Source organism: Streptomyces sp. KPB2 (genome assembly GCF_003950055.1).
In the GTDB taxonomy this organism is placed as follows: domain Bacteria; phylum Actinomycetota; class Actinomycetes; order Streptomycetales; family Streptomycetaceae; genus Streptomyces; species Streptomyces salinarius.
In genome coordinates, this window is the sequence record NZ_CP034353.1 from 6,939,206 (window position 1) to 6,961,508 (window position 22,303).

Below are 22,303 nucleotides of genomic sequence, written 5' to 3' on the forward strand. Positions count from 1 at the left end.
GGGCCGAGACCCGTTGGGAGTACCCACCCCCATGCCGTCAGACAACCAGCGTCTCGCCCTCCTGCCCGTCGGCCGTACGGGACGGCCCGACCGCCCCTCCCTGCTGCTCACCGGCGGTTCCGGAGTGCTCGGACGTGCCCTGATCGACGAGCTGTCACCCGACTTCGACCTGCTGTGCCTGCGCCGCGACACACCGTTGGGCGATCCGCGGGTGCGCGAGCTGCGGGGCGACCTGGTCGCTCCCCGGCTCGGTCTGAGCCCACTGGCCTGGCACGAACTGGCCCTCGAGGTGGACGTGGTGCTGCACTGCGCCGCCGAGACCAACTGGCGGGCCCGGCCGCAGGACATCACGCGCACCAATCTGCGCGGTGCCGACACCATGCTCGACCTGGCGGCCCGCGCCGACGCCCCGCTGTACCTGGTGAGTACCGCGTTCGTGGCCAACACCCCCACGGAGGAGGACCGTCGGCGCTTCCCGGGTGCGGCCGCCCACCTCGACTCCAGGGCCGGGGCCGAACAGCTGACACGTGAGGCGGGCGTGCCCGGCGCCATCGTCCGGCCCTCGGCCGTCATGGGTGACTCCGTCAGCGGGCGGATCGCCGGTCAGCAGGGACTGACCAAGGCGATCGGCTCGATGGTCCTGGGGCAGGCCCCGGTGCTGCCCGGAACCCCCGACGCCCGGATCGACATGGTGCCCCGGGACCACGTCTCGCGGGCCATCGGCGACCTGGTCCGGGGCGGTGTGGCCGACGGGGAGTACTGGCTGACGGCCGGCAAGGAGGCCATCTGCCTGCGGGAGTTCGCCGACGTCTGCGCGGACGTCGCCGTACGCCACGGCCTGCCCCGGCCCCGGCGGCCCCGGTTCGTTCCCGTCGATGCCGTGCACCGGCTGCTCCTGCCCATGCCGGAGGGCACCGCGCTGCCCGCGTCGCTCCGGCGGCGGCTGGAGTACTGCGCGGAACTGCTGCCGGTGTTCCAGCGGGACCTGCCGTTCGCCACCTCCCTCGGCGAGCCCGACTGCGGCACCCGCCTGACCCGGACCGACATCCGGGCCGCACTCGTACGCAACGCGGAGCGCTGGGCCGGCGACAGGGCCGGCCTGCTCAGCCGGAACCGATCCGCCACGACCGCCCCCATGGAGGTGGCGTCATGACCGTGTCACCCCCGTCCACCGGGACTACCGGGACTACCGGGACCACCCGGACCACCGGGCCGTCCGCCGGGTTCGCCGCCTCGACCTCCGGATCCCCCGCTTCGTGCAACGGGGCCGCCACGCCGCGCTCCGGGACCGCCACGCCCTCCTCCGCCCCGCCCTCCGAGCCCTCCGCCCCGCGCGCCGGAACCGCCGCGCCGAGCGACCGGCCCGACACCGTCGACCTCTACCAGAAGCACATCGGCTCCGGCCGCGCCGTGATGGGCCGTGTCATGGGCGGCATGGCCGAGGTCCGCTCCGAGGGGGTCTGGATCCACACCGACGACGGCCGCCGCTTCCTGGACTTCGGCGGCTACGGCGTCTTCATCATGGGCCACCGCCACCCGGCCGTCGTCGAAGCGGTGCACCAACAGATCGACACCCACCCGCTGGCCAGCCGCGTCCTCCTCGAACCCGTCGCCGCCCGGGCCGCCCAGGCCCTGGCCGCCCACACCCCGCCCGGCCTCGACTACGTCCACTTCGTCAACTCCGGCGCCGAGGCCACCGAGGCGGCCCTGAAACTGGCCCGCGCCCACGGACTCACCTCGGTGATCACCACCCGCAGCGGCTTCCACGGCAAGACCCTCGGCGCGCTGAGCGTCACCGCCAACGCCACGTACCAGACGCCCTTCCAGCCCCTGCTCCCGGACGTCACCCAGGTGGCCTACGACGACCCGGCCGACCTCGAACAGGCGCTGGCCGCCCAACGCGACCGGGCCTGCGTCATCGTCGAACCCGTCCAGGGCGAGGGCGGCGTACGCATCCCCAACCCCGGCTACCTCGGCCGGGTGCGGGCGCTGTGCCGGGCGTACGGCGCCCTGCTGGTCGTCGACGAGATCCAGACCGGCATGGGACGGCTGGGCACCTGGTGGGGCGTCGATGCCGAGGGCGTGCGTCCGGACGTGCTGCTCGTCGGCAAGGGACTCAGCGGCGGTGTCGTACCGGTCGCCGCGATGGTCGCCACCGCGGAGGCCTACGCCCCCTTCAGCCGCGACCCCTACCTGCACACCTCCACCTTCGGCGCCTCGCCGATCGCCTGCGCCGCCGCCCTCGCCACCGTACGGGCCATGGAGAAGGAGGACACCGTGGCCCGGGCCGCCGCGCTCGGCCCGCGCATCCTCGCCGCCGTACGGGACGTGTGCGCGCCGTACCGGGGCGGACTGGTCCGCGAAGTGCGCGGCCGGGGTCTGCTGATCGGCGTCGAGTTCGCCGAGGAACAGGCGGTCGGCGAACTCATGCTGGAGCTGATCTCGCGCGGTGTGCTCGTCAACAACTCCCTCAACTCGACCCGGGTGCTGCGGCTGACCCCGCCGGCCGTGGTCGAGGACTCCGCGCTCGACCTGTTCCTCACCACCCTCGGCGCGGCCCTGCGCAGCACGGCCGACCGTATGACCGGCTGACACCGGCTCCTGGCGCCGGCGCCAGCCACCGACTCCGGACACCAGCGTCCGGAAACCCTCCGGGAAGGAACCGAACGAACCATGCGCCACGTGGTCCTGCACGCCCTCGCCGACGGACTGGCACCCGCCGACGTCTACGCCCGTATCAGCGACTTCCGCCGCTATCCCGAGCACAGTGACACCTTCCGCGAGGTGCACGTCGAGCCTCCGCAGCCCGACGGCACCACGGTCTCGGACTGGACCGTCGAGTTCCGGGGCGGCCTGATGCGGTGGCGGGAACGCGACACCTACTCGCCCGAGACGTACTCCATCGCCTTCGAACAGGTCAGCGGCGACTTCCAGGCCTTCGAGGGGAGCTGGCGCTGCGAAGCGAGGGACGGCGGCACGCTCGTCGTCTACACCGCGGCCTTCGACCTCGGCATCCCCTCAATGGCCGAGATCCTCGACCCGGTGGCGGAGTCGACCCTGCGGACCAACGTCGCCCGCGTGCTGCGGGGCCTCGCGGGCGCGGAGGTGATCGATGAGCGCGCGGCTGCGGCTGGTGACTGACCGGGCAGCCGTTGCGGACGCCCCGCCGCAGGCCGCCGACCCGCTGCACGAGGAACCGGGGCCCGGCGCCGCCCGCTGTCTCGGCCTCTACGCCAAGCTGGCCGCCGGCGTGACCGTCGTGACCGCCCGCGGCGAGGACGGCCCGCTGGGCATGACGGTGTCCGCCGTCACCTCGCTCTCCGCCCGCCCGCCGCTGCTGCTCGCCTGTCTGCGCGACGGCTCCCGCACCCTCGCCGCCGTCCGCGCCCGCCGGTCCTTCGCCGTGCACCTGTTGCGCGAGGAACAGCAGGAGCTCGCCGGCCGGTTCGCGTCCCCCACCACGACCGCGGCGGAGCGGTTCGCCGGAACCGACACCCGGCAGGTCCTGGGCGTCCCGGTGCTGGCCGGCGCGCTCGCCTGGTCGGTGTGCCTGACCGAGGACGTGCGCCGCTACGGCGACCACCACCTCGTCGTCGGCCGGGTCGCCGCCGTGCACGTGGGCGGCGGCCGCCCGCTGCTGTGGCACGACCGCCGGTTCGGTGTGCTGACCGAGCCGGTGCCGGACGCCGCGGGATGACCGGGCCGCCGGCCGGCACGCCGTGCTGGGACCCCGCGGAGCTGCCGACGCAGCCCCAGTTGCACGGCGTGGTCACCGCGGACGTGGCCGTCGTCGGGGCCGGGCTGGCCGGGCTGTCCTGCGCCTACCACCTGGCGGAGCGTGCCCCCGGGCTCGACATCGCCGTGGTGGACGCCGAGCACCCGGCCGCCGGCGCCAGCGGCCGGGGCACCGGTCTGCTGGGCCCCCGGGCCGGCCCGGCGATCGACCGCGCGGTGCGCCGCTTCGGCCCGCAGACGGCGCGCAGGATGCACCGGGCCAGTGAGCGGGCGGTGCGGGACGTCCTCGCCCTGTGTGCCCGCCTCGACGTGCCCTGCGGGCTGCGGCCCGGCGAGCAGCTGGTGGCCACGCGGTCGTCCGCGGGCCTGGCGGCACTCGCCCGCCAGGCCCGCGCCTGCCGCGAACTCGGTCTGGACGTCCTCGTCCTCACCCCGGCCGGCATCCGCGACCGGGTCGGCGTGCCCTACCGGGCGGCCCTCCTGCACCGCCCCGCCGCGACCCTCGACCCTGCCGCCCTGACCTGCGCCCTCGCCCGTGCCTGCGCCGACAAGGGCGTGCGGTTCTACGGCCGCAGCCCGCTGCTGGCCCTGCGCCCCGGCGATCTGGTCGGCCCCGAACTGGTCCTCCCGCACGGCAGGCTCTACGCCGGTCAGGCGGTACTGGCCGTCAACTCGGCCGCGCAGGCACTGGACCTGCCGGTCGGCACCGTCCTGCCGCTCGAGGTGTACGCCGTCGCCACCGAACCGCTGAGCGCCCCGGCCTACGAGGCCCTGGGCGGGCGCGCCGGACACTCCGTCGTCGACGCCGTCCCGATGGCGCCGTATTTCCGGCTGCTCCCGGACCGGGGACTGGTGGCGGGCGGCGGTACCGCCACGGTCCCGGCGGGCATCGGCGCTCCCCGTCTCCAGGCCGTCAGGGAACGTGCCTGGGCCTGGCTGGAGAGATGGCTGCGATCCCTGCATCCGGACCTCGCCCGGGTACGGGTCACCCACCGCTGGTCCGGCCGCATCGGCATGACGGGCGACGACCTGCCGGTGGTGGGGCCGGTGCCGGGCTTCGACGACGTCTGGTACATCGGCGGCTGCTGCGGGCACGGACTCGCCCTGTCCGTGGCGCACGGCGCGCGCGTGGCCGCGGCCCTGCTGGGCGAGCCGGAACCCGGCGAACCGATGCCGTGGCACCGTTCCCGGGCCCCGCGCCTGCCCGCACGCGGACCAGCGGGGCACCTGCTGCGGGCGTACGTGGACGCACTGGGGCGGACCGCGCGGCACACGTGCTGACGGCGGGCGCGGCCCGCATCCGTGCCCCGGCTCCGCAGACCCCGGCCCCGCGGGCCCACAGACCACCCTCAACCCGACCAGGAGGTTCCACCATGCGACCCGACTTCGGTACGAACGGCCGTCTGCCGTCGGCCCTGTCCATGGGAACCGCGGACGTCGCCTTCCACCTGGCGACGGGCGGCAACCCGGTACCCCTCGCGTTCACGTTCGGGTTCGAAGGCCGTGCCCCCACCCTGGACTCCGTACGCGCGCGGGTCGCCGAACGCGTCCACCGCGTCCCGACGTTGCGCTACCGCATCGCACGGGACCGGGGGAAATTCCGGCGCGTGGACCGGATCGCGGTGGACCGGCACGTGCACGAGGCGTGGCTGCCCGAGGACACCGACGGGTCGGCGACCAGCCGCCTGATGCTGTCCCGGCCGATGAGCACGGACGACCGGCCGCCCTGGGACGTGTGGCTGGTCCACGGCCCGGCCGACCGCCACACCCTGGTCTACCGGACCGACCACACCTTCCAGGACGGAGTGGGCGCCGCCTACACCGCCCGTGCTCTCCTCGGAGACGACCCCGAAGGCGGACCGGCCCCACGGCATCCCGCCCGGCCCACCGCACACGGTCTCGCCGACGCCCTGCGCGAGGTGGTGGCCGCCTTCCGCGCGCCCACCCCGAAACCGGCGTTCGACGGAGCGTCCACGGGCCGCGTCGACGTCTGCCACGCCGACACCCCGCTGGTCCGGCTGCGCGCCATCGCCCGCGCCCACGGCGGCACGGTCACGGACGTCTACCTCGCGGCCCTGTCCCACGCCGTCCGCACCTGGTACCTGAAGGACACCGGCTCGGCCCATCCGCCGCTGCCCGTGTCGATCCCGATGTCGGTCCGGGCCCCCGGGGAGGAGTACGCTCCGGGCAACCGCATGGTCACCGCCCGGCTCCTGCTGCCCTGCGACGAGGAGTCGCCCCGGCGGGCCCTGGCCCGGGTCGTCGCCCGCACGGGCCGGCTGCGGGAGAGCCGGCGGCGCGACGCCATGCGCCTGCTGCTGGCCGCCTCGCCGCGGTCGCTCGGCGCCACCGTCGGCACCCGCCTGGTCCGCGGGTCGTTCGTGGCCGGCCCGGTGAGCAGCGTGAACTTCGGCACGGCCCTCGTCCACCAGGGGGTCGCCGCCCGTCGCGCGGCCGTCTTCGCCGGCGTCGCGTCGGGCATCCGGTGTGTGACGACGCTGACGAGCCAGCACGACACCGCCTGCCTGACCGTCGTTCACGACGAGGCCCTGGCGACCGCGGACGAACTCCCCGACCTGTGGCTGGCGGCGCTGCTGGAGCTGGAGCGGCCGTAGCCGCGGCACCACGCGCAGGCCCCGGACGCACCGTCCGGGGCCTGCGCGTGGTGCGTGTCAGCGGGTGCCGCGCAGCGTTCCGGTGGTGAGGAAGACGCTCTCCGCGGCGGACGTGCCGATCAGCGGCAGATACGGCGTGAGGCGCTCGACCGCGTACGGCAGCGTGTACAGGTCGGCGGCCGCCGCGTCCCAGCCGTGCTCGGCCCACCAGCGCTCCGGATCGGCGATCTGCCACTTCCAGGCCAGTCCGATCGTCGACAGGGCGTCCATGAAAGGCGCGACGAACGGGGAGGACATGGTCGCCGAGTTCACGCACTCGGCGCCGAACATGCTGCCGGAGGCGGAGAGTTCGGTCATCGCGGCGACGACGGCCGCCACCTCCGGGGGCGGGAGGAAGTACAGGGGTGCCTCGCAGAGCCATGCGGTGGGCCTGCCGGGGTCGTATCCCGTCGCCCCGAGTTCCTCGTTCCAGGGTGCCGCACCGTCGGCTTCGACGACGGTGCGGCGTCCGCAGGAGAGCCGGCTCCCGTCCAGTACGCGCTCCTTGAAGGCATGTACGGCCGCGTCCTCCACCTCGAAGACGTGCACCCCGGTCGGCCAGTCGAGCCGGAAGGCACGGGTGTCGAGACCGGCGCCGAGCAGCACCACCTGGCGGCAGCCCGAACGGGCCGCGGCCAGAGCGTAGTCGTCGAAGAAGCGGGTGCGTACCACCTGATAGTCGGGCAGCATGCGCTGCAGCGGTCCGTCACCGGGCGGGCCCCCGTCGAACCCGGCCGCGTGGAGGAAGTCGGCGGCCCACGGGTCGCGGACGAGCGGCGCGGGCCGGAGGTTCTCCGCCGCGTGCGCGGCGGCCGTCCAGAGCGCCGCGCGGGAAATGCCGTGCGGGGTCGCGGCGGCCGGCGCGAACGGTGACTGCGGACGTGTGGATTCCGGCATGGATCTCCTTGAGGTGGGGCGGGGTGGCCGTGCGGACCCGGATCATCCGGAGCGGCGACGGCCGAGCAGGAAGGCCGCGGCACCCAGCGCGAGCAGGCTTCCGGAGGGGCGGGTGGGCCGCTGGCCGCCCATCGCGGCGGGGGTGCGCGGCTCGTGGATGTTCAGCGCGAACTGACGGTTGGCCACGTCGGAGAGGACGCCCCGGACCTGTTCCGGACTGGTGACGGCGGCCAGCAGAAGCTCCATGGAGTTCCGGGCGAACTGGTTGCGGCCGAGGAAGTCGCGGCCCAGTGCGAAAAGGATCTTCGGCACCTCCGCCTGGAACACCTCGGGCAGTGTGATCTCGGGAGCCAGGCACCGCACCGAACCGTCGAGGTTCGCGAAGGACTTGCCCAGCAGCGAGACGGCCGGCGGCGAACCGATTCCGCGTTTGGTCGCCTTGGCCAGCACCGTGGTGAGCGCGACGCCGAAGTTCATGTCCTCCAGCGAGAGATGGGAGACCGTGGGCACGAACGCGGCCATGTCGGCGGCGAACGCGGGCATGTTGGCCCACGGCGTCAGCCGGCCCATCTCCGCCCAGTGCTGGGCCAGCCCGGCCCCGTCGTTCTGGGCCATGGCCATGAACAGCGGCAGCAGCTGAAGACTGGTCCTGCGGTCCAGGCGGCCGACCATGCCCCAGTCGATCAGCGTCGCGGGGCCGCCGGGAGCGGCGAAGACGTTGCCGGCGTGCGGGTCGGCGTGGAAGAAGCGATGGACGAAGTACCCGTGGTACATGAACCGCAGCAGGTCCTTGCCGATCTCCACGCGCTCGTCGTCCGTGAAGTGGTCGGGGTCGACGTGCCGCACCGACTTCCCGTCGGCCAGCGACTGGACCAGGACCCGGGGGCTGGCGTGCAGGACCCGGGGCACCTCCAGGGAGCGGAACGGGCGGACGTGGTCACGGGCCTCGTCCATGTTGCGGGCCTCGCCGGTGAAGTCCAACTCCGGCTCCATGGCGTCGAAGACCGAGCCGAGCATCGCCTCGATGTCGATGACCTCGTTGAACCGGGGAGCGACGCGGGCCACGATCTTCGACGCCCGGCGCATCAGGGCCATGTCCGCGAGTACGCCGTCGCGGATGCCGGGTCGCTGGATCTTCACCACGGCCGCGCGCCCGCCGGGCAGGGTCACGCGGTAGACCTGGGCGAGGGACGCCGCCCCGAGCGGGGCGACGGTCTCGATGTCGTCGAAGCGCAGCTTCCAGTTCGGCCCGAGATCCCGGGCCAGTACCGGCTCGAACTCCGAGAACGGCTGGACGTCGACCTCGTCGTGCAGGTTCTGCAGTTCGTCCCGGATGGACTGGGGGACCATGTCGGGCCGGGTGGAGAGGACCTGGCCGAGTTTCACGTAGAAGGGCCCGAGGCTCTCCAGGGCATGCCGTACCGCCTTGGCACGGCGCTGCTCCGCCCCGGCGGTGGCCTCGGCCGCGGACCCGGCGGAGTCGGCGAGGCCCTCCGCCGGGGACCGCGTGTCCCGCTTCGTACGCCTCCGCAGCCGGGTCGCCTGTCCCACCTCGTCGGCCACGAGGCTGCCCAGGACCCTGACCACGAGACGCAGCCGATCGCCGACGACGGACGTCATCGTGTGTGATCCTCCTCAGATCGGGACCCGGGTACGGAACGGCGGTCGGCGTGCACCCCGGAGACGGCCGGACGGGACGGTGGCACGGACGGTCAGCCCGAGGTCGAGGACTGTCCGCCCTGGGACGGCCTTCCGCCCTGCCCCTGCTGGCCGGTCAGGCCCTGCAGGGCCGCCAGCCCCTGCTGACCGGCCTGGGCCGGCAGGTTGGTCAGGTTCTGCAGGCCCTGGACCGCCTCGAGGAGCTTGGGCAGCACCTGGAGCAGCTGGGTGAGCTGGCCCGGGAGCGCCATCAGGTCGCCCGCCCCGCTCGCCGCGTGTCCGAGGCCGCCGGCCAGTTGACCGAGCCCGCCGAGTGCGCCGGCCGCGCCGCCGACCGCGGCGAGCGGATTGGCCGCCCCGCCCAGCGCGGCCAGGGGGTTGCCCGCACCGCCCAGAGCGGCGGCGAGGGGATTGCCGCCGCCCGCGGCACCGGTGAGCGCGGCCAGGGGGTTCTGCGCTGTGAGGCCGGCGAGCGGGTTGCCGGCCGCGCCGGCCCCGCCGAGGGCGGCCAGCGGATTGGTGACACCCGCGAGCGCGGTCGCCGGGTTGACGGCCCCGGCCAGTGCGGCGAGGGCGTTCGGGGGTAGCCCGGCCAGCGTGCTGACCGCGTTGCCGGAGTCGCGCGACGATCCCGAGCCGCGCGACGATCCCGAGTCGTCGTCTCGGTTCAGGAGGTCGTCGAAAGCCTCCTTCCAGCTGTCGGTCATATCACCGACCAAATCCTTGAAGATGTCCTGGACGTTCTTGCTGTTGCCCATGAGTGTGGTCCCTTTCCGTTTCTCTGCGATGGGAGAGGTGCGGTTTTCGGGTGTTACCGGGCGCAGCCTTCCAAGGCTTTCGCGCAGACATTCTTCAATCGCGCGCGGCCCCTGGTGAAGGCGGCTTCGGCCGCCTTGACGGAGATGTTGTGCATGCGGGCGAATTCCGCGGTGGAGATTCCTTTGGCACGGGCGAGTATGACCTCCTGCTCCCGCCCCCGCAGGTGTTGCACCTGGCCCAGAAGCCATCTGCCGAAGTCCTCGTCGCAGACGTCCTCCTCGGTCGTACCCGGGGTTTCCGCGAGCGCCGCACGCTGGAGGAGTCTGCTGCGGCGGTCCATGTCACGGTAGAAGTCGATGCAGAGGCGAAGCGCCACGGACGTCAGAAAGGCGCCGAGTCGATTCCTGTCCAACGTGGCGTGGGCGGCTGCCCGGGCCATGGTTTCCTGGACGCAGTCCTCGGCGTCCTGAAAACTTGGTAGTCTTCGCCGAACCAGCCGCATGAGGCGGTCCTGATGCTGGAAGATTTCTTCCCAGGAGCATTCAGCGGGCGATTGGCAGGTGGAATGTCGCACCATCGTGGATTGCAGCCCGTTGTCTCTCGGATTGAGCAGGGAGAACCGCGGCCGACTTTCCATTTGTTCGGCCATGTGGATTTCCTACCCGAGGCCCTGGAGCGGCAAACCGGAATATGTGCCTCCGTCGGTCGGCAGAAATGTTTTTCCGTGCTCATTTCCGAGGAGCGGGCCGCCGCGCCCAGTCGCGGTTCCAGTTGCGCCACATGTCCCGTACGATCTGGTGCACTTGGGAGCTGCCGGCGCGCAGTTCGTTGGTGTACGCCTGGACCGCTTCCTTGCCCACCAGCCGCGCTCCACCGGTGAAGTAGGAGCCCCGGACGTGCTGCGGTGAGCGGTACTTGCCCCACAGCAGGATCTTCATCAGCGGCCAGAGGGTGAACACCCCGGACGGGCAACGGTCTTCGGGGTCCAGGGTGCCCCACACCGACGGGACCAGTCCGCTCTCGCCCAGCAGCTCGTAGATGCGCGCGATCGTCTGCTCCTTCGACAACTCGCCCGCACGATAGGCGAGTACGGCGTCCCGCGACTGGTCGAACATCCGCTCCACCCAGGGGTTGTCCATACCCTGGAGACCTCGGTACGGCGGCTGCTCCAGCATGTCGAAACAGGCCGGGTCGTGCGTCTTGTCGAACGTCACGGCGGCCTGGTTCTGGGCGTTCGTGCCGTACAGCGTGGTGATGGTCCACACGCGGTTCCAGGCGTTCCACAGGTCGAAGTCGTCGAACGCGATGTAGCTGCAGGACACCAGGTCGTCGTAGAACCGGAACATGCGCTTGGTCCAGTGGTCCAGGTACGCGAACCGGGCGGTGTCGAAGTCGTTCTGGCGCACCGCGTCGATCAGCCGGTGGCCCAGGGCGTTGAGCGCCATCACGGTGACGGCGAGTCCGCTGGAGAAGAGCGGGTCGACGAAGTCACTGGCGTGCGGCAGCAGGCACCACCGGTCGCCGACGACCTTCTGCGAGGCGAACTGGGTGCGGTCGGTGGACACGTACGGCCGGACCGCCCGCGCCCGCTCGAACTGCCGGGCCACACTGGGGAACCGGCGCACGTACTGCCAGAACTCCTCCTCCGCCGAGATGTCCTCCGGCCGGGGGTGCCGGTCGATGTCGAGGTTGAGGCCGACACTGCACAACTGGTTCGTGCCGGCCGTCTGGTTGTCGAACGGGATGACCCAGAACCAGCCGCCCGGGAACATGTGGTGGAGCGTTCCCTGGCTGAACGGGCTGGGCATGCCGTGCTGTGCCCGCGAGGGCGCCACGGCGTCGAAGGGGCGCACGTCCACCATGTGCGTGAAGATCGTGCGCGACCTCGTGCGGTAGGGCGGTTCCTGCCGCAGCCCGAGGCGCTCGGGCAGGACCGCCCGCATGCCGCCGGCGTCGACCACGTAGGAGGCCCGGAAGGTGCCCCGGTCCCGGGTGACGAGAGTCGCGCCGTCCTCCTCGAACTTCACGTCGTCGACCATGGTGTGGGTGTACGCGGTCACGCCGTAGGACACGGCGACGTGGAACATGTACGCGTCCACGTCCTGCCGGAAGTAGTGCGAGTCGGGACCGAGCGGAGGTCCCCAGGTGGGGTACTGGGTGCACTCGTCGGGCCGGGTGGGCTCACCTTCCCGGTGGTAGACGAAGCTGAAGTTCCGCTTGACCCCGCTGTTCGACGACACGTGGCGGCGCAGTGCCGCGTTGGTCGCCAGGTGGTCCAGCTCGGGGACGTCGTAGCGGCCGGCCAGGACCCGGAGCCCGAACGTGGTCTCGGGGACGGTGGACTCTCCGATGGCGAACCGGGGGTGGCCGCTGCCCTCGAGCAGCAGCACCCGCACGCCGTGACGTGCGAGCACGGTCCCCAGCATCGTCCCGCCGATGCCGCCTCCGACGATGGCGACATCGAAAACACGCTGGTCTTCTTGCATGTCTGCGGTTCCTTTCGCGACGGGAAGGGCGAGCCGCCGGGCTCCCCGGTCACCCGTGGGTGACCGGGGAGCCCGGCAGCACCCGGCGCAGCCCGCAGGCCACCAACCGGGCGGAGAAGGACGCGGCGAACCAGGGGGTGGGCGCCAGTCGGGTCAACAGGCGTCGGTCGCCCGGCACTTGCCGCTCGCCGCGCCCGGTGACGTCCAGCCACACACCGAAGTGCAGCAGCCGCGCCTCGGGTCCGGCGTCGCGAGCGGGGAACGGCCGCATGTGCTCGCGCACCGCACGCGTGAGGGTCGTGCGCCGCACCGTTCCCACCTGGTGCAGGGCCAGGAAGTGGTCGAGCAACTGGGCGGAGCGGCACGGGAATCCACCGCGACCGAGCGGAGTACGCCCCACCAGCCCGGCGTCGTGGAACGCCGCGGCGGCCAGCAGGCCGACCCGGTCGTAGGCGGTCCCGTGGGTCCGCGCACAGGCGTCGGCCAGCAGGAACGTCCGCAGGGAGTGCACGGCGACGCGGGGTGGCAGGAGCCGGCTCATCTCCCTCAGCGCGGCGCCCGCGAGGGGGTGACCGAGCAGCTCCGCGAGGGCCGGGCGGCCGAGCAGAGGCTGCCAGGCCGCGGGCAACGCCTTCGGTGGATCCGAGTGTGAACTCGCCCCGCTCCCACCGGGATCGGGAACCTCCGGCATCTCAGGCCCTGCGGCCATGGCTCAACCCCCCTTGCCTCACGACCTATTGGCTGTGTCCTTCTCACCTGTCTTTACGCTCGTGCCGCCCGCGCCCCCCGCTCCCCGTTTCGCAACGCTGCGTCCGCGTAAGCGCGTTGGCGTGCAACCGTCGGCGCGCGATACCGGTGACGTGCGCCGGGCGTACGTCGCGGCCGTCCATGCCGAGCCGTGGCCTGTTCGAATGAATGAGCCCTACTCACCCGTTGTGGCGGTGCGGGTGCGGGTTATGGCCGGGAGGATGCGCCCTGCGCTCCTACTGGTGGAAGATTTCTGTAGTAAACCTCGTGAGGCACGGGGAGTGTTCAGGACAGGACCGAATCTCGTCTGTGCTGAAATGCGGTGTTGGTATGGCCAGTTTTCCGATCGGCGACGATTTGCGACTTCCGGCGGAAATCGATGCGTCGGCTCTGCCGGATGTTCCCGATGGGCCACCCGAGAATATTCTGCTCACGGGGGCCACAGGATTTCTCGGCGGGTTCCTGCTCGCCGACCTGCTGGATGCCACCGGCGCTCGAATCCACTGCCTGGTGAGAGCGGAGTCGGCCGCTGAGGCCCGGGAGCGGCTCGCCGGTCAGTTACGCGCCCGGAATGTGCCGGAGCACCACATGTCCCGGATCGACGTCGTACCCGGCAGCCTGGCGAAGCCGCGGTTCGGCTTGACCGACAAGGAGTTCTCGGACCTCTCGCGCGAGATCGACGTCATTTATCACTGCGGTGCCTGGGTCAACCTTCTGGCGAGTTACCCGATCCTGCGCGGCTCCAATGTGTCGGGGGTCCTGGAAATCCTGAGACTGGCGACCCGGGCCCGCCGCATTCCCGTGCATTACATCTCGACGATGGGGGTGATCCCGGCGGCCCGCACGGCCGGGAGCGGTGTCTCCGGTTACTGCGCCACCAAATGGGTCGCCGAGCAGTTGGTCGCGCAGGCCGCGGACCGCGGATCGCCCACGATGGTGCACCGGCCCGGTGTGATCCTGGCGGACTCGCGCACCGGCCTGGTGGGGAAGTCGGACTGGTTCGTCCACCTGACGACCGCGAGCATCCGCGCCGGCTGCGCCCCCGACCACCCCGGTCTCCTGCCGGTGGGCACGGTCGACTTCACCAGCCGCGCCATCGTCGACCTGTCCCTGGGCCGACGTGCCCGAGGACAGGTGTTCCACGTGATCGATCCCGAACCGCTGCCCTTCCGGTCGTACTTCCAGGGCTTCGCGGACGCGGGTGTCGACCTTCCGCTCGTTCCGTTCGACACCTGGCTGGAGCGGCTTCGCGACCTGGGCGACGAGGTCCCCCGCAGCACCCTGCGGCTGGCCGGCGAGACCCTCCGGCAGATGATCCCGGCCCCCGGGCAGGACACCCCCGGCCCAACCGCGGCGACCGCGCACCGCGCACCGCCCGTGCTCGACACCGACTACTTCGGCAGGATGCTCGCCTTCCTGAACCGCGACGCCGTGCTGCCCGCCCAGTGACCCACGCGCGGTCCTCCCCTCCCGTCCCTCCCGTCACCCCTCCCCGTATCTCATCAGCTGGAGTTTCCCGCATGTCCCCTTTCACCCTGGAAGACCTGACGGCGATGGTGGCCGAGATCGCCGGCGCCGAAGCGGCCCGGGCGATCTCGGAGCAGCCGGCCGACGCGCCCTTCACATCGCTGGGGTTCGACTCGATGGCCGTCATCGAACTGGCCGAGCGGATCCAGGAGCGCTACAGCGTTCCCATCCCGGACGAGGCGGTGCACGACCTGCGCACCGTCCGGCGGACCCTCGACTACGTGAACGGCCGGGCGGCCGCCGCGGCGGACGGAGCCCGCTGATGGCCCGGGGCGCGGGCAGGCTGACCGGCATCGGCGTCTACCGCCCCGGTGGCCTGCTCACCAGCGCCGAACTCGACACCAGGTTCGGCCATGAGGAAGGCCATATCGAGCAGATCACCGGAATCCGGACCAGGCTGAAGGCCGACCCCGACGACACCTTCGTCGAGATGGCCGCGCAGGCGGCGGACAAGGCCCTGGCCCACGCGGGCGTGCTCGCCGAGGACCTGGACTGTGTCCTGTTCTCCTCCGCCAGCAGCGTCGGCCGGGCATCGTGCCGGGCCGCCGGTCTCACCCACCGCCTCGGCGCCGGCCGGGCCGGCGGGTTCGACCTCAACGGCGGGTGCGCCGGGTTCGGTTACGGGCTGACCCTGGCCTCCGGACTGATCGCCGCACAGCAGGCGCGTCAGATCCTGGTCGTCGCCGCCGAGCGGCTGAGCGACATCACCGACCCCGACGACTGCGCGACCGTCATGATCTTCGGCGATGCCGCCGGGGCCGCGGTGGTCAGCGCCGGGGAGCACCCCGGGATCGGACCTGCGGTGTGGGGGACCCACGGCCCCGGTGAGCCCTGGATGACCAGCGCCCCGCCCAAGCCCGGTGCCGTCCAGCCGTACATGCACATGGACGGCACCCGGGTGGTCCGCTGGTTCGGTTCACACATGCCGCAAGTGGCCCGGGAGGCACTCGACGCGGCCGGGCTCACCTGGGACGACATCGGCGCCTTCGTGCCGCACCAGTGCAACGGGCGGCTGATCGACGCGATGGTGCGCCGACTGCGCCCGCCCGAGCACGTGGCCATCGCCCGCAGCATCGTCACCGACGGCAACACCAGTTCGGCGTCCATCCCGCTGGCTCTGGAGTCGCTGCTCGCCTCGGCCACCGTACGGCCCGGCGACAAGGCGCTGCTCCTGGGCTTCGGCGCCGGGCTGACCTGGTGCGCCCAGGTGGTCGAACTTCCGTAAGGAGCACCTCATGAACGTCACGTCCGCGTCCCCCGCGGTCGACCTCGGGCCCGTCGGCGAACCCGAAGCCGCTGTCGTGGGCCGCCCGCTGTCCCGTCTGTCCGACGCCGATCTCGGCACCCTGCTGATGATCCGCCACTTCGAACTGGCCGTGCTGGAGCTGTTCTCCCAGGGTCGGCTGCACGGCACCACGCACACCTGCCTCGGCCAGGAGTACATCCCCGTCGCGCTCTATCCGCTGCTGGACGAGGGCGACTACGTCTTCAGCAACCACCGCGGGCACGGCCACTACCTGGCCCGCTTCCACGACCCGCGCGGTCTGCTCGCGGAGATCATGGGGCGGGCCGGTGCCGTCTGCCACGGCGTGGGCGGCAGCCAGCACATCTACCGCGACCGCTACCTGTCGACCGGCGTACAGGGCCAGAGCCTGCCCGTCGCCGTGGGAGTCGGCCTGCACCTGAAGCGGGCCGAGCCGGGCCGGATCGCGGTGGTCCACATCGGCGACGGCACCTGGGGCGAGGGCGCCGTGTACGAGGCGCTCAACATGGCGCAGCTGTGGCAGGCCCCGGTGCTCGTCGTGGTGGAGCACAACGGGATCGCCCAGTCGACACCGACCGAGCGCCAGATGTCCGGCACCGTCGCGGCCCGGGCGGCGGCCTTCGGTGTCGGCCACCTGCGGATCGACTCCGTGGACGTCACCGACGTACGCGCCGCCCTCACCCCCGTGGTCGAGCAGGTCCGCGACCGGCACCGGCCGTACGTGGTCGAGTGCGTCACCCACCGCGTGGGCCCGCACAGCAAGGGGGACGACACCCGCGCGCCCGAGGTCCGCGAGCGAGCCGCCCGGCACGACTGGTACCGCCGCTACCGACAGGACCATCCCGCACAGTTCGCCGCCGCCGACCGGGCGCAGGCGGAGGCCGTCGCCGCCGTCGTACGAGAGGTCGGCGCGCGCCCGGCGTCCCGATGGGAGGCCCGATGACCAGGCGCCAGCGCGTGGCCGAGAACCTCAACAGCGCACTGCACCACCTGCTCGGCACCCACCCCGGCACGTATCTGATCGGCGAGGACGTCGCCGACCCCTACGGCGGGGCGTTCAAGGTGACCCGGGGGCTCTCCGACCGCTTCCCGGGCCGGGTGCTGTCCTCACCGCTGAGCGAAGGCGGCATCGCCGGCGTGGGCGCGGGCCTGGCCCTGGCCGGCAACCGGTCCGTGGTCGAGATGATGTTCTCGGACTTCGCCGCGCTGGCCTTCGACCCGCTGCTCAACTTCGCCGCCAAGTCCGTGTCGATGTACGGCCGCAGGGTCCCGATGAGCATGGTCGTCCGCTGCCCCACCGGCGGCAACCGGGGGTACGGCCCGACGCACAGCCAGAGCCTGCAGAAGCACTTCCTCGGCATTCCCTCACTGCACCTGCGGGAGGTCTCCCCGTTCCACGACAACCGGCGCGTACTGACCGCGATGCTCGACCGCGAGGAGCCCGGTGTGCTCTTCGAGGACAAGGTGCTCTACACCCGCGCCATGTACCGGGACGGGGTCGTGGACGATCTCTTCCGCTACGAGGTGCTGGCCGATCCCAGCGAGACCGCCCGGGTGTTCGCGCCGGACTGCGGGCCCCCCGACTGGATCCTCCTGGCCCCGGGCGGGCTCACCGAACGGGCTGTCGCCGCCCTGCGCAGCCTGCTCCTCGAAGAGGAGATCACCTGTGAACTGCTGGTGCCCTCCCAGCTCTACCCCTTCGACACCAAGGCGCTGCTCCCGGTGCTGTCCCGTGCCGACCGCATCTGCGTCATGGAGGACTCCACGGCCGACGGGACCTGGGGCGAGCTGCTCGCACAGCAACTCCACGAGCAGCTGTGGAGCCGACTGACCCGCCCGGTGCTGCTGCTGAGCGCCGAGCCGAGCATCGTGCCGACCGCGGCGCACCTGGAGCACGACGTGCTGCTCCAGCCGGCCACCATCCACCGCGCGATCATGGAGGCGACGAAGTGATCGGCATCGAGCTGCCCACGCTCAACACGAACGACTCCAGCTACACCCTGGTCGAGTGGCTCGTCCCCGACGGCAGCAGCATCGAGGGCGAGGAGCCGCTGGCGGTCGTGGAGACCTCCAAGGCCAGTGAGGAGATCGAGAGCACCGGCCCCGGAATCCTGCACGTCCTCGTCGGCGGCGGCCAGGACTGCCGGCCGGGGCAGACCATCGCCTACCTCTTCGAGTCGGCCGAGGAGCGCGACTCCTACCGGGCGTCGGCCGCCACCCCGGCGGCGGCATCCGCATCCCCCGGCGCGGAGCTGAGCATCACCAACGCGGCCCGTGAGCTCGCCGACCGCCACGGCGTGTCCGAGGCCGAGCTGCGCGGTCTCGGGCGCACGGTCATCCGTACGGCCGATGTCGAGGCCCTGGTGCGCCAGGCCGCCGCCGCGTCGGCTCCCGCCTCCGCCGAGCGCCAACTGTCCAAGCGGCAGCGGACGGTGGGGGCGGTGGTGACCGAGTCGATGCGGACCGTCCCGGCCGCGGCCGCCTACGCCAAGGTCGACGTCGGACGGGCGGAGGAACTGGCCCGGCAGCTGTCCGAGCGCACCGGCAGTTTCGTCTCCCTGCCCGTCCTGCTGATCAAGGCGGTGGCGCGCGGGCACGCGGCACATCCCCTGATGTTCGCCGCGCTCACCGACGACGGCGCGGTGCGCGAGAGCGAACGGGCCCATGTGGGCGTCACCATGGACGCGGGCCGAGGTCTGTACACCCCGGTGGTGCACGACGCCGCCGAGCTGAGCAGCGACCGGATCGCCGACCTGCTGACCGGCTTCAGGAGCAAGGCGTTCCGGGGCACGTTCCAGGCCGCCGAACTCGCCGGGGCCAACATCATGGTCGCCCCGCACACCACCGAGGGCACGGTCCTGGCCACCCCCATCGTCTTCCCCGGCCAGACCTGCGTGCTCTCCGTCGGCGCCGTCGACGACCAGGTGCGCCTGGACGCGCAGGGCACTCCCCGCACCCACCGGTTCGTCCACCTCGGCCTGGTCTACGACCACCGGGTGGTCAACGGCAGGGATGCGATGGCCCTGCTCAAGGACGTCAAGGAGGAGCTGGAGGCACCGGCCGCGCTCGGCTGACCGCCGACCCGCCGCCACGGAACCCCACCACACGGAACCCCACACCACACGGAACCCCACCACCCCCGGGGTACCGCCCGTCGGACTGGAAAGGACACCCCGACATGACCACCGACACCACCCCCCACAGCCGCGCCTACGAGCTGCTCGCCTCGGTTCTCAGCAACAAGTTCGAAGTGCCCCCCGAGGCCATCGTCCCCACCGCGACCTTCGAGCAGCTGGACCTCGACTCGCTGGCCGTGGTGGAGCTCTTCGTCGTGCTCACCGAGGAACTGGGCATCGAAGTACAGGACGGCGAGGCCGACCCGGACCTCACCCTGGCCGGCGTGGCCGACCTCATGGTCGAGGCCGTCAAGTCGTGACCGGCGCCCGTCCCGACGTCGCCGTCACCGGGATCGGCCTGGTCACTCCGGCCGGCACCGGCCGCGAGGCCACCTGGGACGGCGTGTGCGCGGGCCGCCCCACCGCCCGGCACGTCCCCGAGCTCAAGGGTCTCCCGGTCGACTTCGCCTGCCTCGTACCGGATTTCTCCCCTCGCGCTCACGTCCCCGGCGCACGCCCCTGGCAGTACGACCGCTTCACCCAGTTCGCCCTCCGCGCCGCCCTGGAAGCGGTCTCCGACGCCGGCCTGGACCCGGCCGACTGGGACGCGGACCGCGTCGCGGTGGTCTTCGGCAGCTCGGCCGGCGGCACCGGCACCATGCTGGACCAGCACCGCAAACTGCTGGAGGCGGGCACGGCACGCGTCTCACCGCTGCTGCTGCCGATGTTCCTGCCCAACATGGCCACCGGACAGCTCACCATCCACCTGCGGGCCCGGGGCCCGGCACTGTGCACGGTCACCGCCTGTGCCTCCGGCGCCACCGCCATCGGCACCGCCCTGCAACTGCTGCGCTCCGGGGCCTGCGACATCGCCGTCGCGGGCGCCTCCGACGCGGTCGTACAGCCCCTCTGGGTCACCGGCTTCGACCGGATGGGCGCGCTGTCCCGGCGCGGCGACGACCCGCAGGCCGCCTCCCGGCCCTTCGACACCGCCCGGGACGGCTTCGTCATGGCCGAGGGCGGTGCGGCCCTGGTCCTGGAGCCGGCGAGTGCGGCCAGGGCCCGCGGACGGGCCGGCTACGCCCTGCTGGCGGGCTACGGGGCATCGTCCGACGCCCACCATCCCGTGGCACCCGACCCCGAGGGCAAGGGTGCCGCACTCGCCGTGCGGCGGGCCCTCGACGACGCCGGAGCCCGCCCCGCCGACGTGCAGCACATCAACGCGCACGGCACCAGCACCCCGCTCAACGACGCCGCCGAGGCCCGTCTGATCCGCCGCCTCTTCCCTCACCGGCCCTCCGTGACCTCGGTCAAGGGCACCCTCGGCCACCTGCTCGGCGCGGCCGGAGCGGTCGAGGCGGCGATCACCGCCCTGTCCGTGGCCCACGGCCGGGTGCCTCCCGTGGCCAACCTCGAGAAACAGGAAGGGGACGCCGAGATCAACGCCGTCACCGGCACCAGCCGGGACCAGCCCGTCGACCTCGCCCTGAGCCATTCCTTCGGCTTCGGCGGCCACAACGCCGTACTCGCCTTCAGAAGCTGCCCCACCGAACCGGCCCGGGAGCCAGACGGTTCGAACTCCGCGCCACTCCCGACGAAAGGGAGAACACCATGAGCTTCCTCAATCCCCGCCTCCCCGGTGCCAACTCGGACGATGTCGTCACGGACATCACCGAGGCCCCGCACCGCCTGCGTGCGGTCGCCGAGGCCTGCGGAGCGCAGGTCGTCGCCACCGTCGACGTACAGGCGGGAGAGGACGACTGGAACGTGCCGTCCACCGAGGAACATCCGCGTCCGGTGGTGCTCGTGCACGGCACCTTCGGCAACCGGGGCTACACCTGGAACACGGCGACACCGCTGCTGCGACAGCACGGTCACCGGGTCTTCCGGCTCGACTACGGCCATCACGGCCACCCCGTGATCTTCGGTCTCGGCGACGTCAAGCGCTCGGCCCGGCAGCTCGCCGACTTCGTCGACGAGGTGCTGCGCCGCACCGGCGCCCAGCAGGTCGACCTCGTCGGCTTCTCGCAGGGCGGCATGATGCCGCGCTACTACCTCAACGCGCTGGGCGGCGGGCCCAAGGTGCACAACTTCGTCGGCATCTCACCCAGCAACCACGGCGTCACCGCCCAGGGGCTGATGAACCTCGCCCGCCAGATCCCCGGAGCGGTGGAACTGCTGGAGCAGGGGGCCGTCGAGGAGGTCGTGCCGGCCTGGCCGCAACTGCAGCACGACCACCCCTTCCAGCGCGAGCTGACCGATCTGGGCGAGACGACGGAGGGCGTCCGCCACACCGTCATCGCCACCCGGTACGACGACGTGGTCACTCCGTACACGTCGTGCGCCCTCGCGCAGACCGAGGGCCGCTACGTCAACAACATCGTCCTCCAGGACATCGACCCGGACGACCACACCCCGCACGTGAGCATGCCCTACAACGCGACCGTGCTGAACGAGGTCCTCAAGGCCCTGGCCGACTGAGTCCTGCTGCCGTCCAGGAGAACGCGGGCGACCAGCGCCGGGTCGTCGTTCATCGGGACATGGCCGCAGCCGGGCAGCCGCACCAGGCGGGCCCGCGGAATGGCGCGCTTGGCGCGTATGCCCTGCCGGGGCAGGAGCAGCCGGTCCCGGTCGCCCCACGCCACGGTGACGGGGACGCCGGGCACGTCGTCGGTGAACAGCACGCTCCGTCCGGCCCGGAGCGTCTCGGAGAATCCCTGCGCGTGTGCGAGCGCCAGTGTCTCGGCGACGACCGCCTCGGGGGAGCGGCGGCCGGGACGGGCGTAGATCGTACTCGTCAGCGCGGTGCGGCCGACCGCGGTGCGGGACAGCCGCTCGACCAGCGGGAGGGGCAGGCTCCGCGCGGTCCGGCGCATCCCCATCAGGACGCCGAAGGCGTAACGCCGCTCGGCCCGGGTCCAGAAGCCGGCCGGGGACAGGGCCGTCACCGACCGCACCAGGTTCTCGCGGCCGAGCTCCAGGGCCAGCAGACCGCCGAGCGAGTTGCCGGCCACGTGCGGCCGGTCGAGCCCCAGCGCCGCGCAGAAGGCGCCGAGTACCGCGTTCGTCGTCGGCAGATCGTGCGGCAGGCCGTGCGGCAGCGCGGGCGACTGCCCGAACCCGGGCAGGTCCACGGCTATCACCTCGCGCTCGGTCGCGAGGATGTCGACCACCGGGTCCCAGGCCTGCCGGTGGTGACCTATGCCGTGCAGCAGGAGCAGCGGCTCGCCCTCACCCACGCGCGCGTAGGCGAGGGTGATGTCCTGCGGACCGTGCTCGGTGGGGGCCGTGAAGGAGAGCGTTGCGGACACGGGGCTCCTTGTTGTTCCTTGCCGCGAACATGTGTCGTGGGAACACATGTCGTCGGGAACGAATGAACGACGACGTTGCGTAGACACCTTGTCAGTAAGAGCTACCGACCGGTAGCCCCCGGTCGCCGGTCGGCCTCGGGCGGGGGCG

22 protein-coding genes are annotated in these 22,303 nt (G+C 72.2%); 15 read left to right on the forward strand and 7 right to left on the reverse strand.

The genetic code is table 11. The features are described 5' to 3' along the window. Positions 1-31 precede the first annotated feature (31 nt). The 6 genes from D1J63_RS31385 (at position 32) to D1J63_RS31410 (ending at position 6,350) form a co-directional block, all read left to right on the forward strand. Positions 32-1,153, forward strand: a complete 1,122-nt coding sequence (locus tag D1J63_RS31385; RefSeq protein WP_125633498.1) for an SDR family oxidoreductase — start codon at positions 32-34, stop codon at positions 1,151-1,153. Next, complete coding sequence (locus D1J63_RS31390) at positions 1,150-2,592, forward strand: aminotransferase class III-fold pyridoxal phosphate-dependent enzyme (RefSeq protein WP_125633500.1); 1,443 nt, start codon at positions 1,150-1,152, stop codon at positions 2,590-2,592. The genes D1J63_RS31385 and D1J63_RS31390 overlap by 4 nt, the downstream gene beginning before the upstream one ends. 81 nt (positions 2,593-2,673) lie before the next feature. Next, positions 2,674-3,141, forward strand: coding sequence for an aromatase/cyclase (locus D1J63_RS31395; RefSeq protein ID WP_125633502.1), 468 nt, complete (start codon positions 2,674-2,676; stop codon positions 3,139-3,141). Next, positions 3,113-3,697, forward strand: a complete 585-nt coding sequence (locus D1J63_RS31400) for a flavin reductase family protein (protein ID WP_197923375.1) — start codon at positions 3,113-3,115, stop codon at positions 3,695-3,697. The genes D1J63_RS31395 and D1J63_RS31400 overlap by 29 nt, the downstream gene beginning before the upstream one ends. After that, positions 3,694-5,016: an FAD-binding oxidoreductase gene (locus D1J63_RS31405; RefSeq protein ID WP_125633504.1), complete on the forward strand. Its 1,323-nt coding sequence runs from the start codon at positions 3,694-3,696 to the stop codon at positions 5,014-5,016. The genes D1J63_RS31400 and D1J63_RS31405 overlap by 4 nt, the downstream gene beginning before the upstream one ends. A 92-nt stretch (positions 5,017-5,108) precedes the next feature. Next, on the forward strand, positions 5,109-6,350 hold the full coding sequence (locus tag D1J63_RS31410) for a wax ester/triacylglycerol synthase domain-containing protein (RefSeq protein ID WP_125633506.1): 1,242 nt from the start codon (positions 5,109-5,111) through the stop codon (positions 6,348-6,350). A 57-nt stretch (positions 6,351-6,407) separates the two neighbouring features. Here D1J63_RS31410 and D1J63_RS31415 read toward each other — a convergent pair whose 3' ends face one another. The 6 genes from D1J63_RS31415 to D1J63_RS31440 form a co-directional block, all read right to left on the reverse strand. Then, the gene (locus D1J63_RS31415; protein WP_125633508.1) at positions 6,408-7,286 is read right to left on the reverse strand and encodes an SAM-dependent methyltransferase; all 879 of its coding nucleotides are present in this window, start codon (positions 7,284-7,286) and stop codon (positions 6,408-6,410) included. A 42-nt stretch (positions 7,287-7,328) separates the two neighbouring features. Continuing rightward, positions 7,329-8,906 (reverse strand): AarF/UbiB family protein, encoded by a 1,578-nt coding sequence (locus D1J63_RS31420; RefSeq protein WP_125633510.1) that lies wholly within the window; start codon positions 8,904-8,906, stop codon positions 7,329-7,331. A gap of 92 nt (positions 8,907-8,998) precedes the next feature. After that, on the reverse strand, positions 8,999-9,703 hold the full coding sequence (locus tag D1J63_RS31425) for a hypothetical protein (RefSeq protein WP_125633512.1): 705 nt from the start codon (positions 9,701-9,703) through the stop codon (positions 8,999-9,001). Between the two features lie 53 nt (positions 9,704-9,756). Beyond that, a complete protein-coding gene (locus D1J63_RS31430; RefSeq protein WP_125633514.1) occupies positions 9,757-10,353 on the reverse strand; it encodes a sigma-70 family RNA polymerase sigma factor in 597 nt (198 codons plus the stop codon). 79 nt (positions 10,354-10,432) lie between these two features. Continuing rightward, entirely contained in the window at positions 10,433-12,190 is a 1,758-nt protein-coding gene (locus tag D1J63_RS31435; protein WP_125633516.1) for a tryptophan 7-halogenase, read from the reverse strand. A 49-nt stretch (positions 12,191-12,239) separates the two neighbouring features. Continuing rightward, entirely contained in the window at positions 12,240-12,899 is a 660-nt protein-coding gene (locus tag D1J63_RS31440; protein WP_125633517.1) for a hypothetical protein, read from the reverse strand. 305 nt (positions 12,900-13,204) lie between these two features. On the opposite strand from D1J63_RS31440, the gene D1J63_RS31445 reads away from it, so the two are divergent. The 9 genes from D1J63_RS31445 (at position 13,205) to D1J63_RS31485 (ending at position 21,325) form a co-directional block, all read left to right on the forward strand. After that, positions 13,205-14,386, forward strand: a complete 1,182-nt coding sequence (locus D1J63_RS31445; RefSeq protein ID WP_241235626.1) for a thioester reductase domain-containing protein — start codon at positions 13,205-13,207, stop codon at positions 14,384-14,386. A gap of 71 nt (positions 14,387-14,457) precedes the next feature. Then, a complete protein-coding gene (locus D1J63_RS31450) occupies positions 14,458-14,727 on the forward strand; it encodes an acyl carrier protein (RefSeq protein WP_125633519.1) in 270 nt (89 codons plus the stop codon). Beyond that, positions 14,727-15,689 (forward strand): ketoacyl-ACP synthase III, encoded by a 963-nt coding sequence (locus tag D1J63_RS31455; RefSeq protein WP_125633521.1) that lies wholly within the window; start codon positions 14,727-14,729, stop codon positions 15,687-15,689. The genes D1J63_RS31450 and D1J63_RS31455 overlap by 1 nt, the downstream gene beginning before the upstream one ends. A 10-nt stretch (positions 15,690-15,699) precedes the next feature. Then, positions 15,700-16,671, forward strand: coding sequence for a thiamine pyrophosphate-dependent dehydrogenase E1 component subunit alpha (locus D1J63_RS31460; RefSeq protein ID WP_125633523.1), 972 nt, complete (start codon positions 15,700-15,702; stop codon positions 16,669-16,671). Next, positions 16,668-17,681 (forward strand): transketolase C-terminal domain-containing protein, encoded by a 1,014-nt coding sequence (locus tag D1J63_RS31465; protein WP_125633525.1) that lies wholly within the window; start codon positions 16,668-16,670, stop codon positions 17,679-17,681. Before D1J63_RS31460 ends, D1J63_RS31465 begins: the two co-directional genes overlap by 4 nt. Continuing rightward, on the forward strand, positions 17,678-18,802 hold the full coding sequence (locus D1J63_RS31470) for a 2-oxo acid dehydrogenase subunit E2 (protein ID WP_125633527.1): 1,125 nt from the start codon (positions 17,678-17,680) through the stop codon (positions 18,800-18,802). The genes D1J63_RS31465 and D1J63_RS31470 overlap by 4 nt, the downstream gene beginning before the upstream one ends. Before the next feature lie 104 nt (positions 18,803-18,906). Then, positions 18,907-19,164 (forward strand): phosphopantetheine-binding protein, encoded by a 258-nt coding sequence (locus D1J63_RS31475; protein WP_125633529.1) that lies wholly within the window; start codon positions 18,907-18,909, stop codon positions 19,162-19,164. Then, positions 19,161-20,459: a beta-ketoacyl-[acyl-carrier-protein] synthase family protein gene (locus tag D1J63_RS31480; RefSeq protein ID WP_125633532.1), complete on the forward strand. Its 1,299-nt coding sequence runs from the start codon at positions 19,161-19,163 to the stop codon at positions 20,457-20,459. Before D1J63_RS31475 ends, D1J63_RS31480 begins: the two co-directional genes overlap by 4 nt. Continuing rightward, positions 20,456-21,325, forward strand: coding sequence for an alpha/beta fold hydrolase (locus D1J63_RS31485; RefSeq protein ID WP_125633534.1), 870 nt, complete (start codon positions 20,456-20,458; stop codon positions 21,323-21,325). Before D1J63_RS31480 ends, D1J63_RS31485 begins: the two co-directional genes overlap by 4 nt. Here D1J63_RS31485 and D1J63_RS31490 read toward each other — a convergent pair. Then, positions 21,277-22,155, reverse strand: a complete 879-nt coding sequence (locus D1J63_RS31490) for an alpha/beta fold hydrolase (RefSeq protein WP_164713057.1) — start codon at positions 22,153-22,155, stop codon at positions 21,277-21,279. The genes D1J63_RS31485 and D1J63_RS31490 overlap by 49 nt on opposite strands. Positions 22,156-22,303 lie beyond the last annotated feature (148 nt).